General features: G+C 62.2%; 12 protein-coding genes. 5 read left to right on the top strand and 7 right to left on the bottom strand.

Annotation, left to right across the window (positions count from 1 at the left end; all coding sequences use genetic code 11):
* Positions 1-5 precede the first annotated feature (5 nt).
* Entirely contained in the window at positions 6-722 is a 717-nt protein-coding gene (gene rph / locus HNR59_RS07070) for a ribonuclease PH (RefSeq protein ID WP_183827851.1), read from the bottom strand.
* Positions 723-845: 123 nt separating this feature from the next.
* On the opposite strand from rph, the gene hrcA reads away from it, so the two are divergent.
* Positions 846-1,937 carry a heat-inducible transcriptional repressor HrcA gene (hrcA, locus tag HNR59_RS07065; protein WP_183827847.1) on the top strand — a complete coding sequence of 364 codons (1,092 nt, stop codon included), beginning with the start codon at positions 846-848 and terminating at the stop codon, positions 1,935-1,937.
* 94 nt (positions 1,938-2,031) lie between these two features.
* Complete coding sequence (locus HNR59_RS07060; RefSeq protein ID WP_246374523.1) at positions 2,032-3,375, top strand: PQQ-dependent sugar dehydrogenase; 1,344 nt, start codon at positions 2,032-2,034, stop codon at positions 3,373-3,375.
* A gap of 62 nt (positions 3,376-3,437) precedes the next feature.
* Here the strand turns inward: HNR59_RS07060 and HNR59_RS07055 are convergent, their stop codons facing one another.
* The gene (locus tag HNR59_RS07055; RefSeq protein ID WP_246374522.1) at positions 3,438-4,229 is read right to left on the bottom strand and encodes an N-acyl amino acid synthase FeeM domain-containing protein; all 792 of its coding nucleotides are present in this window, start codon (positions 4,227-4,229) and stop codon (positions 3,438-3,440) included.
* A gap of 146 nt (positions 4,230-4,375) precedes the next feature.
* Entirely contained in the window at positions 4,376-6,688 is a 2,313-nt protein-coding gene (locus HNR59_RS07050; RefSeq protein ID WP_183827844.1) for a putative bifunctional diguanylate cyclase/phosphodiesterase, read from the bottom strand.
* Positions 6,689-6,945: 257 nt separating this feature from the next.
* On the opposite strand from HNR59_RS07050, the gene HNR59_RS07045 reads away from it, so the two are divergent.
* Entirely contained in the window at positions 6,946-7,719 is a 774-nt protein-coding gene (locus HNR59_RS07045) for a gamma-glutamyl-gamma-aminobutyrate hydrolase family protein (RefSeq protein ID WP_183827842.1), read from the top strand.
* Between the two features lie 15 nt (positions 7,720-7,734).
* On the opposite strand, the gene HNR59_RS07040 is transcribed toward HNR59_RS07045, so the two are convergent.
* The 4 genes from HNR59_RS07040 to HNR59_RS07025 all read right to left on the bottom strand — a co-directional run bounded on the left by HNR59_RS07040 (position 7,735) and on the right by HNR59_RS07025 (position 11,386).
* Positions 7,735-8,709 (bottom strand): 2-hydroxyacid dehydrogenase, encoded by a 975-nt coding sequence (locus HNR59_RS07040; RefSeq protein ID WP_183827839.1) that lies wholly within the window; start codon positions 8,707-8,709, stop codon positions 7,735-7,737.
* Positions 8,710-8,713: 4 nt separating this feature from the next.
* A complete protein-coding gene (locus HNR59_RS07035; RefSeq protein WP_183831415.1) occupies positions 8,714-9,733 on the bottom strand; it encodes a LacI family DNA-binding transcriptional regulator in 1,020 nt (339 codons plus the stop codon).
* Positions 9,734-9,801: 68 nt separating this feature from the next.
* The gene (locus HNR59_RS07030) at positions 9,802-10,686 is read right to left on the bottom strand and encodes a DMT family transporter (RefSeq protein WP_183827836.1); all 885 of its coding nucleotides are present in this window, start codon (positions 10,684-10,686) and stop codon (positions 9,802-9,804) included.
* A gap of 157 nt (positions 10,687-10,843) precedes the next feature.
* Positions 10,844-11,386: a MarR family winged helix-turn-helix transcriptional regulator gene (locus HNR59_RS07025; protein WP_183827834.1), complete on the bottom strand. Its 543-nt coding sequence runs from the start codon at positions 11,384-11,386 to the stop codon at positions 10,844-10,846.
* Positions 11,387-11,643: 257 nt separating this feature from the next.
* On the opposite strand from HNR59_RS07025, the gene HNR59_RS07020 reads away from it, so the two are divergent.
* Together HNR59_RS07020 and HNR59_RS07015 are read left to right on the top strand one after the other, a co-directional pair.
* Positions 11,644-12,771 carry a CobW family GTP-binding protein gene (locus tag HNR59_RS07020; RefSeq protein WP_183827831.1) on the top strand — a complete coding sequence of 376 codons (1,128 nt, stop codon included), beginning with the start codon at positions 11,644-11,646 and terminating at the stop codon, positions 12,769-12,771.
* The gene (locus HNR59_RS07015) at positions 12,756-13,352 is read left to right on the top strand and encodes a DEAD/DEAH box helicase family protein (protein WP_183827828.1); all 597 of its coding nucleotides are present in this window, start codon (positions 12,756-12,758) and stop codon (positions 13,350-13,352) included. Before HNR59_RS07020 ends, HNR59_RS07015 begins: the two co-directional genes overlap by 16 nt.
* Positions 13,353-13,369: the final 17 nt, after the last annotated feature.

Raw genomic sequence — 13,369 nt, 5'->3', positions numbered from 1 at the left:
AGCTTTCAGGCGACGGCCAGCTTCTGCAACTCGACCAGCCGGGCGATGCCGTTGCGGGCAAGTCCCATCAGCTCGGCGAACTGCGCGTCGGTGAAGGGCTCGCCCTCGGCGGTGCCCTGGATCTCGACGATGCCGCCCTTGCCGGTCATGACGAAATTGGCATCGGTGCCGGCGGCGGAATCCTCCAGATAATCGAGGTCGATGACCGGCTGGCCATCATGGATGCCGCAGGAGATGGCGGCGACGTGATCCTTCAGCACCCGCTGCACATTCACCATCTGGCGCGCTTCCATCCAGCGCAGGCAATCGTGGAGGGCGATCCATGCGCCGGTGATCGAGGCCGTGCGCGTGCCGCCATCGGCCTGAAGCACATCGCAGTCGATGGTGATCTGCTGCTCGCCCAGCGCCTGCATGTCGACGACGGCGCGCAGCGACCGGCCGATGAGACGCTGGATTTCCTGCGTGCGCCCGCCCTGCTTGCCGGCAGAAGCCTCGCGGCGCATGCGCTCGCCGGTCGAACGCGGCAGCATGCCATATTCGGCCGTCACCCAGCCCTTGCCGGAATTGCGCATCCAGCCTGGCACCCGCTCTTCGAGGCTTGCGGTGCACAGAACGTGGGTATCGCCAAATTTCACGAGGCAGGAGCCTTCGGCGTGCTTTGAAAAGCCGCGCTCGAAGGAGATGGCGCGCATTTCGTCTGGCTGGCGTTTGGAGGGGCGCATGTCGTGTCTTTCCAATCCTGTGATTTTGCGGGCTTGTAGCCCTCCACGGCTGCTTGCGCAAAGGAAAACGGCTTGCTTGCACTGGCGCCCGCCGCGTCTATATCCTTTGTATAGAGGTACGACATGACAAAGCACAGTTCAGCCCCGACACCGCCGGTTCCCGCATCGCAGTGGCAGTCGCTGGATACGCGCTCGCGCGAGATCTTCCGGCGTCTCGTCGATTCCTACCTGAAGGACGGCGAGCCGGTGGGTTCGCGCAGCCTGTCGCGCATTCTGCCCTCGACATTGTCGCCGGCCACGATCCGCAACGTGATGAGCGATCTGGAGCATCTGGGCCTGATCTACGCGCCGCATGTCTCGGCCGGGCGCCTGCCGACGCAGGCGGGCCTGCGCTTCTTCGTCGATGCCTTCATGGAGATCGGCGACCTCGGCGACGAGGAACGGCGCAGCATCGAGACACAGATCAAGGCTTCGGGCAACGACACTTCTCTCGAACACATGCTGACGGAGGCGAGCCAGCTCCTGTCCGGCATGTCGCGCGGGGCAGGCGTCGTGCTGGCGGCCAAGAGCGAGGCGGCGCTCAAGCACATCGAGTTCATCCAGCTTGAGCCGACAAAGGCGCTGACCGTGCTGGTCTCGCAGAACGGCGATGTGGAAAACCGCATCATCGACCTGCCGGCGGGCGTCACCGTCTCGCAACTGCACGAGGCTTCCAACTTCCTCAACGCCCACATCCGCGGGCGCACGCTGGCCGAGGCGCGCACTGAAATCTCGCGCATCAAGGAAGAAACGCGCGCGGCCCTCGATTCGCTGTCACAAGCGCTGGTGGAAAAGGGGCTGGCGGTGTGGGCGGGAGCCGAAAGCGACCTGCCGGCGCGGCTGATCGTGCGCGGCCGGGCGAATCTTCTGGAAAACATCACCGCGCAGGCGGACATGGAACTGCTCAAGAACCTGTTCGACGACCTTGAGACGCAGGACGGCCTGCTGCAATTGCTCAACCTCGCCGAAGAGGGACCCGGCGTGCGCATCTTCATCGGCTCGGAGAACAAGCTGTTCTCGCTGTCAGGATCGTCGCTGGTGGTGGCGCCCTATCGCGACGCAGAAGCGCGCGTGGTGGGCGCGCTCGGCGTCATCGGCCCGACGCGGCTCAACTATGCCCGCATCGTGCCGATGGTCGACTACACCGCACAGCTCGTGTCGCGGATGCTGCGCTGAAAAAGGCGCGCCACATCACGTCCTCGTGTGATGCATCGCCGCGCCCGCTTTCCTAAAGTGCCGCCTGACGGGCCGACAGCGGAAGGAGGACGGCATGATCCACCTCATGAAACGGGTCGCGGCGGCTTCGGTCCTGCTGGCGGGTACTGCCGCGGTGGCGCAGGAAACCGGCGCGACGCTGACCGGCGAAGCGGCGTTCGGCGGCTGGCGGGACGACAGGCCGGGCATTCGGCGGCATTTCACGCCGCAGGACCTTCCCGCTCCCTTTGCGACAGAGTCCACCTCCAACAGCGCGCGGCGGGTCAGCCCGCCGGAAAATGTCAGCCCCCAACTGCCAAAGGGCTTTTCCGCACACATGATCGCTTCCGGCCTCGGCGGGCCGCGTATCGTGCGCGTGGCCCCGAATGGCGACATATTCGTTGCCGAATCCGGCGCCGATCAGGTGTCGGTCTACCGTCTTGAAGACGGCAGCGCGAAGCCTGTGCAAAACTCCGTCTTTGCCGGCGGGCTGAACCAGCCCTACGGCATCGCCTTTCATCCCGCCGCCGATCCGCAATGGGTTTATGTCGCCAACACCGACAGCGTCGTTCGCTTCCCTTACAAAAGCGGCGACCTCGAAGCCTCTTCCGAACCCGAGGTCATCGTTGCCGAGCTTCCTTCCGGAGGCCACTGGACCCGCGACCTCGCCTTCTCCGCGGACGGCGAAACGCTCTACGTCTCGGTCGGCTCGCAATCGAATGTCGCCTCCGGCATGGGCGAGGCGCCCGGAGGGCTGGACGCATGGCGAAGCGCGCAGCCGATCGGCGCAGGCTGGGGTTCCGAAACCGACCGCGCCACGGTGCTCGCCTTCGACGCGGATGGCGCGAACCAGCGAATCGCTGCGACGGGACTGCGCAATTGTTCGGGACTGGCATTGCAGCCGGCCACGAACGCGTTGTGGTGTGCCGTCAACGAGCGCGACGGCCTGGGCGATAACCTGCCCTTCGACTATGCGACAAGCGTAAGCGAAGGCGCATTCTACGGCTGGCCGTGGTACTATATCGGCGATCACGAGGACCCGCGCCATGCCGGCTCAAGGCCCGACCTCGCCGACAAGGTGACGGTGCCGGACGTGCTGATCCAGGCGCATTCCGCGCCGCTCGGCATCGCCTTCTACGAAGGCGACCAGTTCCCTGCCGCCTATCGCGGAGATGCCTTCGTTGCCCTGCACGGCTCATGGAACCGGGGCCTGATAACGGGCTACAAGGTGGTGCGCCTGCTGTTTGACAATGGCCGGCCGACGGGTGCCTATGAGGACTTCATGACCGGCTTCGTCCTCTCCGACGGCTCCGTGTGGGGACGGCCGGTCGGGGTCGCGATTGCCCGCGACGGCGCCCTGATCGTCAGCGAGGACGGCAGCGGCACGCTGTGGCGCATCGCCTATCAGGGGAGCCGGTAAAACGGCTCCGCTTCCGGACGACCTGCTTCAGGCCAGACGATCCGGGATCATGCGGCCCGGAATCACGCGGCGTGGTGCAGATATCGGGCGCTGGGCAGGATGGTCAGCGGCTGCAACTCCCCTGCCCCCACCTTGCCGAACAGCAGGCGACGCTCGGTTTCGGTCGAGCGGAAGAAGGGGAAGCGCGCATAGTAGCGCTCGCGGTTCTCGATGGCGTTCGTGCGGAACAACACCACCTTGTTGAACACGCCTGGATAGCCGCGCGGCTCGCTGATCTGTTCCGAATTGTAGATGCGCCGATAGAAGCCGGCATGGTCTTCCCGCACCGTGGAAAGCCCGTATGGCGCATTGAAATAGATGCAGGCCATGCCCGCCAGCCGCAGCGTCACGTAGATCAGATGCGGATATGCGCGTGCCAGTTCCGGATCGGAGGCAAAACGGCTCATGCACACGAAGGTGTCGCCGGCTTCCAGCATGGGGCGCACGATGTCCCCGAAGGCCTGAACAGAGGGCGATATCGGCGTTTCGAGCGTGACGTGATGGATGCGCATGGTGGAAACCAGATTCTGGTCCACATAGACACCGAACCGATAGACGTTCGGAGCATCGTCCAGTTCATCGATGATCGTGCGCCGATCCGCGTCCGGAACCATGTCGTTGAACCGGTAGGCCTTGTAGCGCAGCCGGTATATGTCTTCCAGATCCTCGCCCTTGTCGCAGCGGCGATATTCGGACCGGTCGAGCAGTTCGAATACCTTGTTGGCGAAGCCCGAGCTGGATAAGCCCGGCTTTAGCTGTTCCGCGTCCGCATCCAGCTTCAACTGCCGGGTCACCATCGGCTTACCCTCTGTCATGCCGCTCTCAAAGCACGGTAAGGGTTGGAACACATCAGTAAAGTTTTAATTAAAGAAATCCTGTTTTACCCGGAATTAACCTTAATAAAACGACATCGCAGTGCAAGGGAAGCAGCCGGAGGCTGCGCCAGGCCAAGGCGGATCTGCTATTTGCGGGTTGCGCCCGAAGCCACCAGCTCGTCGTGCGCGAATGGCCAGCGCGCCGTCGACATGGTTTCGATGCCGGATGCGCTGAGGGCCGCACCGAACAGGAAACCCTGCACCAGCTCAGGCTCGACCTGTCGCGACAGAATGCGCAACTGCTCGAAGGTCTCGACGCCTTCAATGGTCACGGCAAGCCCCAGCGACCGCGACAGGGCCACGATGCCCTTGAGCAGTTCGAGCGACCGCGGATTCTGCGTCACGTCGGACAGAAAGGAGCGGTCGATCTTGACCTTGTCCAGCGGCAGCTTGTGCAGGTAGCTGAGGCTGGAATACCCGGTGCCGAAATCGTCCAGAGCAATCCTTACGCCCAGCGATTTCAGTTCCTGCAGAAGCTGGCGCGTCTCGGATTTGTCGTCCAGAAGCGCCGTTTCCGTCACCTCGACTTCAAGCCGGTGCGGCGGCAGGCCGGAAGCTTCCAGCGCATTGCGCACCTTCTGTATGACGTCGCTGTTGCGGAAGTCCTTGGCGGAGAGGTTGACCGAGACATTGGTATGCTCAGGCCATTTCATGCATTCCGCACAGGCGGCATTCAGCATGAAGGTGCTGATCTGGGAGATGATGCCCATTTCCTCAGCCAGCGGAATGAAGACGCCCGGCGACACCGGGCCCAGCGCTGGATGGTCCCACCGGCACAGGGCCTCGCAGCCGGAAATGCGCATGGTCGCCATGGTCACGATCGGCTGATAGACGACGCGCAACGTGCCCGCCTCGACGGCCGCGCGCAGATCCGCCTTCATTCTCTGGCGGTCGCGGAACGCCGCATCCATCGACGATTCGAACAGCTGCCAGCCATTCTTGCCCAGTTCCTTGGCCTTGTAGAGCGCGAGGTCGGCCTTGACGATCATTTCGTCAACCTCGCTGAACTCAACACGCGACAGCACCGCACCGGCGCTCACCTGAATGCGCAGCACATGGCCGGCGACATCCACTTCGCCTTTCAGTCCGGCAAAAATCTCGTCCATCATGCGGGTGAACTGGCTTTCGCTCTCCACCCTGTCGAAGAAGAGAATGAACTCGTCGCCACCGAAACGGCTTATCTGGATGCCCGGTGCGGCAAACTCCGCAAGCCGCTCCGCCACGGCATAGATGAGACCGTCACCCACGGGATGGCCAACGGTATCGTTGACGCTCTTGAAATCGTCCAGATCGATGGTTGCGATGGCGCAGTAGCGTTTCTGATCGCCCGTGCTGAGGCTTTCCTCGACCAGTTCATGAAAATAGGCCCGGTTCACCAGCCCGGTCAGGCTGTCGTATCGGGCCATGAAGCGGATGCGCTCCTCCGCCTCGACGCGGGCGGTCACGTCCTCGAATGTGATGACGCCGAGTTCCTGGCTGCCTTCGCGGGCCGAAAACTCGTAGTGCTGGCCATTTGCAAAACCCACCAGAACCTTGCGATCGCGACCCTCCCGCAGCGCCTTTGTCAGCTGTGTTTCGACAAGCTGGCAGTCCTTGCGGGTCAGCATGCCGCTGACCACGCCACGCATCAGAAGCGAATGGACCGAACGTCCCAGCAGATCGTCAGGCGAATGGATCGAGAGCAAACGGGCCGCCTCGGCGTTCGCCACCACAACCTTTCCGTCAGGGTCCAGCATGATGAGCCCGTGCGGCATGGTGTTGAGCGCCCGGTTGAAACGCTGAGCCAGCCGGTTGGCGAGCTTTTCAGCCGAGATCGCCGTGAACAGCACGTCCCGCACCGTATCTGCATAGCGATGGATCGCCAGCAGGAAGGGCGCGGAGAGCAACCCCAGCGCAACATGGTAGAAGTCCCCACGCAGGATGAAGCCCAGAGCCATCGGGCAGGCCAGCGTCAGGATCAGGATGTTGACCATCCTCGGCGATCCGTAGTTCCGGCCGGCAATGCCTGTCGCCGTGGCCAGCACGATACAGACCGCGGCAATCTCGGCGAACTCATCCTGTGCGGTATAGATCGCGGTAAGGCAGAAAGTGCCGAGAACGAGACCATGCATGGCCCCGTAGATGATGTAGCGGGTTTCGCGGCGATATGCTTCCTGACGCGTCTCGATGGGCGGCAGGGCCGAGAAGCGGCGCATGTTCATGACGCGCACGATACCGACAAGCACCAGAACAGCAGCCAGAACCAGATAGGAGGGATTTCCGGTTTTCGCGCCCACGATGCACATGAGGGCCGTCTGTGCGGAAATGCCTATAGCAAGCGTGAAGCCGTCGCGGAAAAGCGTCTCCACGAACGGAATGTAGACGTCGTCAGGCAGCTCTTTTCGCTTGATCGCGGTCACATTCGGCACTCACCCCATGCGAAGATGATGACACATTCGCATTAAAAAAACTTTTAGAAACGGGGAGGTGGCGGACTTATCCGACGTCGCTCTCATATCCCCGGTTCAAATCATTTCAAGACAGGATGCATCTATCCCCACCCAGGGCGCAATAGCATCCGGACCTGACGTCAACCTTGTCTCCTTCACAGCGGCATGAAGTTCATGATAAATCCTGCCCGAAGCACAGTTCCTGAAACTTACCGGATTCACACATCATGGCGCAGCCGCTCGTTGCCGTCTCCACGGACGTCAGGCAGTTTGAGAATTACACTTGGCATGCCGCGCCCCAGCAATATCTGGAAGCGGTGATCACCGGCGCCGGCGCCCTGCCCGTGCTGGTCCCCTCTTTCGGCGATCGGCTCGATCTGGATGCGCTGCTGTCGCGGGTCGATGGCGTCATGCTTACGGGCTCGAAATCGAACGTTCATCCCTCGCTTTATGGCGGTGATGCCAGCGAGGAAAACGGCCCCTACGATTCAGCGCGCGACTCGACCACCCTTCCCCTTATCCGCAAGGCCATCGGGCGCGGCGTCCCGCTGCTCGCCATCTGCCGCGGCATACAGGAGCTGAATGTGGCGCTTGGCGGCACCCTCGCCAGCGAAATTCAGGAACGCGAGGGTTCGCTCGATCACCGGGCGCCGGCGAGCGACGATCAGGACAAGCGATTCGCCATCCGCCAGAAGGTCAGCATCCGGCCGGGAACCTGCCTTGCCGGTGTCTTTGGAGCCGGCGACATCGAAGTAAATTCCGTTCACCGGCAGGCAGCCGACCGTCTGGGCGAAAACCTTCAGGTCGAGGCCGTGGCCGAAGATGGAACGGTCGAGGCCGTGTCCGTGAAAGGGGCCCGCGCCTTCGCGGTCGGCGTGCAGTGGCATCCCGAATACTGGGTGAAGTCCGACAGCGTTTCGCAAAAAATCTTCCGGGCCTTCGGCGATGCCGTGCGCCTCCACGCGGCGGCGAGGCCGGAAGCGCGCGTAGCGGCCGAGTAAACCGGCCGCCTGGCGCTACTTCGCCTTCACATGCGCCGTTTCAGGCACCGGTGTCAGCGCCTTGCGCGCACCAAACCACGACACGAGATTGTCGACGCACAGATCGGCCATGGCCCTGCGCGTCGGCACTGACGCCGAAGCAACATGCGGCAGGAGAACGGTGTGCGGCGCATCGAGAAGGGCCTGCGGCACGTACGGTTCATGCGCGAACACATCCAGCCCGGCGGCGGCGATCGTGCCATCTGAAAGTGCAGCCGCCAATGCATCCTCATCGACCGTCGTTCCACGGCCCGTATTGATGAGAACGCCATCGGTACCGAGCGCTTTCAGGATTTCGGCGTTGATCGCCTTTTCCGTCGCAGCCCCTCCGGGCGCGATGCAGATCAGCGTATCGACAGCTTCAGCAAGATCCTTCAGCGTGGCATGATAAGCATAGTCCACGCCATCGACAGGCCGGCGATTGTGATAGGCGACCGTAACGCCGAAGGCTTCCAGACGTTTGGCCACCGCAAGCCCGATCCGGCCGAGGCCGAAAATGCCGATGCTGCGCCCGCGCAAACTGAGAGGGCTCAGCCGGTAGAAGCCCTCTTTTGCCCACCTGCCCTGCCGCAGCCATGCCTCTGCGCCGGGCAGCTCGCGCAGGGTGGACAACAGGAGAGCAACGGTCAGATCCGCAACCTCTTCCGTCAGAACATCCGGCGTGTTGGTGACCATGACCCCTTTCGCACCGGCATGAACGGCATCCACGGAATCATAACCGACGCCGAAATTGGCGATGATTTCCAGATTGGGGAACGCATCGATGAAATCCGCATCGATGCCCCCGAAGGCAGAGATAGCACGCACCGCAGCAATATCCTGCGGCGACAGAAGCGACGGGTCGGCGCGCTCAATGTGCACAAGCCGGAACGCCTCGCCGATGCGTTTTACGGCATGGCCATGCAGATTGCCGCAAACGAGGACAGTGGCCGGCCCGGACGAAATCGACATGAATTCAGCGCTCCACGGGGCGACCGGTCGACTGGCGAACATGCAGTTCCGGTCTTATCAATTCCTGGGTCTGGCCCACCGTCTGGCCATTGAGCTTGTCGAGCAGCGCGCTGGCGGCACGGCGGCCCACCTCACGCTGGCCGTTCCACACGGTGGTCAGGGCCGGTGTCGCGATCGCGGCCTCTTCCAGATCGTCATAGCCGGTAACCGAAATGTCCACGCCCGGCGTAAGCCCGGCGCGGGAAATGCCGTTCATGAGGCCTATGGCGACGAGATCGTTCCAGCAGCAGGCGGCGGTGGGCTTGTCCTTCAGAGCGAGCAACTGGTTCGCAGCTTCAAACCCGCCCTGCTTGGTGCGCGGGCCGGCTATGCGCCATGTCGGCTGCACTTCGAGCCCTGCTGCCTGCATGGCATTGAGATAGCCCTGATAGCGGTCGCGCCCGGTCGAAGTCTGGTCGTTGCCGCCGACCATGGCAATGCGCTTGTGGCCAAGCGAGATCAGGTGATTGGTGGCAAGTGCGGTGCCATAGGCATCGTCTCCACGGAAAACCGGTACATGCGCGCCCTCGACGTCGCGCGCGATCAGGACGGCAGGCAGGCCATTTTCCTCCGCCATGCGAATGTCGGCAGCCGGTGTGTCGATGGCCGGCGACATGATCACGCCATCGGCACCCAGCTGCAGGAGGGTGTCGATAAAGGTGCGCTGCTTGTCGAGCTTGTCGTAGTGGTTGGAGAGCAGGAAAGTCTGCCGCGAGCGGTCCAGCTCATGCTCGATGGAACGCAGGATCTCGGCGTAGAACGGGTTCATGATGTCATGCACCACGACACCGACAATGCCCGAACGCGAGGTGCGCAGGGACGCAGCGCGACGGTTGTAGATATAACCGATCTCGCGCGCATGTTCCTTGATGCGTTCGCGCGTGGATCCCGCCACCAGCGGGCTGTCCCGCAGGGCAAGAGATACCGTTGCCGTCGATACGCCCAGCGCGTCGGCAATGGTGGAAAGCTTGACTTTCTGAGCCAGCGTTGATGCTCCCCCGCTAAACAATTTAAATTTTTTTAAAAGCGTTTAGGCCATCGCTGCGGGTCGAGTCAAAGCTTTTTCGCCACCTCCGCCACATCGGCATCCGCAACGGCGCGGTTGAGAACCCGCAGGCGATGCTCGCGGTGCACGATGTACAAGCCACTGGCCATGATGATGCCGGCGCCGGCAAGCGTCCAGACATCCGGGAACTGGCCGAAGACCAGCCATCCCGCCGCGATGACCCACACCATCTGCATGTAGGGATAGGGCGCGAGCGCCGTCGCGGTAGCGCGCCGGTAGGCCTGAATGAGGCACCAGTGGCCGAGCCCGCCGAACAGCCCGAGCAGCAGCAGCAAGCCCCACTGCAGCAGCCCGACCGACGGCCACTGCGTGAACCAGAGCGTCGGCGTCAGCAGGATCATCGGCGCCAGTGCCGAATAGAGGATGAGGCTTTCGGCGGTTTCCGTGGCCGACATGCTGCGTGTCATGATGATGTAGACCGAGTTCGACAGCATCGAGCACAGCGCAAACACATGGCCGATGCCGAACACGCCTATGCCCGGGCGCGTGATGACCAGAACGCCGATAAAGCCGACCACAATGGCCAGCCAGCGGCGCCACCCGGCCCATTCGCCAAGTAGCGGCCCGGCGAGCGCGGTGATCACCATCGGCCCGAAGAAGTAGATCGAGGTGGTCTCCGCCAGTTGCAGATAGCGCAGCGCCAATATGTTGAAGATGGTGGAGCCCGCCAGCAGCGCGCCTCTTATGAGGTGCGCGAATGGCTTGGAAGTTCGGAAACGGTCCGTTCCCTGCCAGCCTCTGAACAGCGCAGCGACCAGCGCGACATGACTGGAAAAGCGTATCCAGGCGATAAAAAGAGGCGTCACCCCGGCAAGCGCCAGATATTTGATCGACGTGTCGAGAAACGTGAACAGCACATAGGCCGCGGCCATATAAACAATGGCCGCAGTTGGAGCTGCGCTGTCTTTTGAATGACTGGAACTGTTCACGTCAAAGCCGGACGGGTAATCTCGACATCCAGCTTTGGGCCAGTCGCCCTGTGCCCGCAAGCCTCAAAGCGTCTGGCCTGAAATGTAAGCGCTGCTGGCCTCAGGCCTCGACCTTGGTCGCGGTTGCCGGCTCGGCATCGGTTGCGGCTGCATTCTTTGCATCCGGTTTCGTTTCGGCCTCGGTTTCGGGCTCATCGTCGATGAACACGATTTCCTCATTTGTGAGGTTGGCCTCGATGCGGGCCAGGAGCTTGGCCAGCGTCTTCTGCTCTTTCTTGTCGAGCCCTTTGAGAGCCTGCTTCTCCGTCTTCTTCACCGACTTCTCGATCGATACGATGAGATCACGGCCAGCCTCTGTCAGAAAAATGTGAGCCTGGCGGGCATCGAAGATGGAGTTGCGCTTTTCCAGAAAACCCTGCGCCTGCAAGCGGTTGATCGTCTTGGTGATGGTTGGCGGGCGCACGCCCAGCCGATCCGCAAGAGTGCCGGGCGTCTGGCCGTCCTCACGGTCCAGAGCGAGCATGATCTGATCCTGCCCCGCGTAGAAACCGTGCTCCAGAAGTCGTGCAGCAAGCGCTGTGCGGGCAAGCCGCGCAGCCGAATGCAGCCGGCTCATCGTTGCAGTTCTGTCAGCTTTGGCCATGGTTTCCCTCTCGACCGCATCAGCATCGCAAACATGGCCCGGCAGGTCACGGTTTGCAATTGCGCTTTCAAATTCCACACCCGAAACAGCTTTGCCGGCAAGTTTCGCAGCATGTATGACGGCTAATGGCAGATGTTTATTTCAGTTAGATGACAAACAATCCGTCAGGAGGATTTGTCCGACAGAGCCTTTGTTTTGCCCCGTGCAATCGCGGCCGCGACGTCCTATATGGGTCACATATCCATTTCGAGGTTCCCATGAGCGACACCCAGACGCGCGACACCCAAGTGAACGAAGCCGGGGTCAATGAAACCGGGACGCAAATCCCCGTGACCGTGCTGACCGGCTATCTCGGTTCCGGCAAAACCACGCTGCTCAACCGCATCCTGTCGGAGAACCACGGCAAGCGCTATGCGGTCATCGTCAACGAATTCGGCGAGATCGGCATCGATAACGACCTCATCGTGGAATCCGATGAGGAAATCTACGAGATGAACAATGGCTGCGTGTGCTGCACGGTGCGTGGCGACCTGATCCGCGTCGTCGAGGGCCTGATGCGCCGGCCCGGCCGCTTCGATGCCATCGTGGTCGAAACGACCGGCCTCGCCGACCCAGCACCGGTAGCGCAGACCTTCTTCATGGACGACGACGTTCGCTCAAAGACGAAGCTCGATGCGGTCGTGGCGCTGGTCGACGCCAGGCACCTGCCGCTTCGCCTGAAGGATTCGAAGGAAGCCGAGGACCAGATCGCCTTCGCCGACGTCATCGTCCTCAACAAGACGGATCTCGTGACCGAAGACGAGCTGCGCGCTGTCGAAGCCACGGTGCGTGCCATCAATCCGGCGGCGAAAATCCACCGCACCCAGCGTTCCGGCGTCGATCTCGCAGAAGTTCTCGATCGCGGCGCCTTCGACCTGAAACGCGCGCTGGAGAACGATCCGCACTTTCTTGAAGCGCACGATCATGTCTGCGGCCCGGATTGCGACCATGACCATCATCACCACGATCATGACGGGCATGATCATCATGGACATGAGCACCATCATCACGACCATCACGGCCACGACCACGTCTCGCCGATCCATGACGTGACGGTGCAGTCCGTATCGCTGCGCGGTGGCGAGATGGACCCGAAGAAGTTCTTCCCGTGGATCGAGAAGGTCACCCAGCTCGAAGGCCCGAATATCCTGCGCCTCAAGGGCATCGTCGCCTTCAGGGACGACCCGGACCGCTACGTCATACAGGGCGTGCACATGATCATCGAAGGCGACCACCAGCGCGCGTGGAAGGACGGCGAGAAGCATGAAAGCCGGCTGGTGTTCATCGGCCGCGAACTCGACGCGGAGCGCCTGAAGAAGAGCTTCGAGGCTTGTCAGGCAGCCTGATCGTTCACCTGAACGGCTGGCCGGGCGTCGGCAAGCTCACCATCGGTCGCGTTCTGGCGAACCGGCTCGGCGCGCGGCTGGTCGACAATCATCTTTTGCATGACGTCGCCATAGGCTGCACCGGGCTTGCCGATCCCGGCAGATGGCCTCTCTATGAACAGGTGCGGCACGCCGCCTACGAAGCGTTGAAGGACAGGCCGGACGCAGAAACCTTCGTGATGACGAATGCGCTTTGCGCCAGCGATCCACGCGAACGGCAAGCGTGGGATCATGTCATCGATCTGGCCATGGCACGCAATGCAGCGCTGGTGCCCGTCGTTCTCGAAGCCGGTTTCGAGGAAAATTCCCGAAGGCTACGCAGCCCGGAGCGGGTGGGCCGCAAGCTGGCCGATCCCGCTGTCCTCGCCACTTTCATGACGGCTGACAGCATCCAGAAGCCCGACGTGCCGGATCTGTTGGTGCTTGACGTGACGCGGCTTTCCGCCGATCAAGCTGCCGACGCGATTTGCCGCCATCTGCGGTCAGGGGCCGGCGAGCGGTTCCAGCCCGCGACGGACAGGCACCGCAATCTCCAGCCATGAAGCAGGCAAGCAGATAT

The organism is Aquamicrobium lusatiense (genome assembly GCF_014201615.1).
GTDB classification, from domain to species: domain Bacteria; phylum Pseudomonadota; class Alphaproteobacteria; order Rhizobiales; family Rhizobiaceae; genus Mesorhizobium; species Mesorhizobium lusatiense.
The sequence above is the reverse complement of the archived record's forward strand: the minus strand, read 5'-3'. Positions and strand labels throughout refer to the sequence as shown.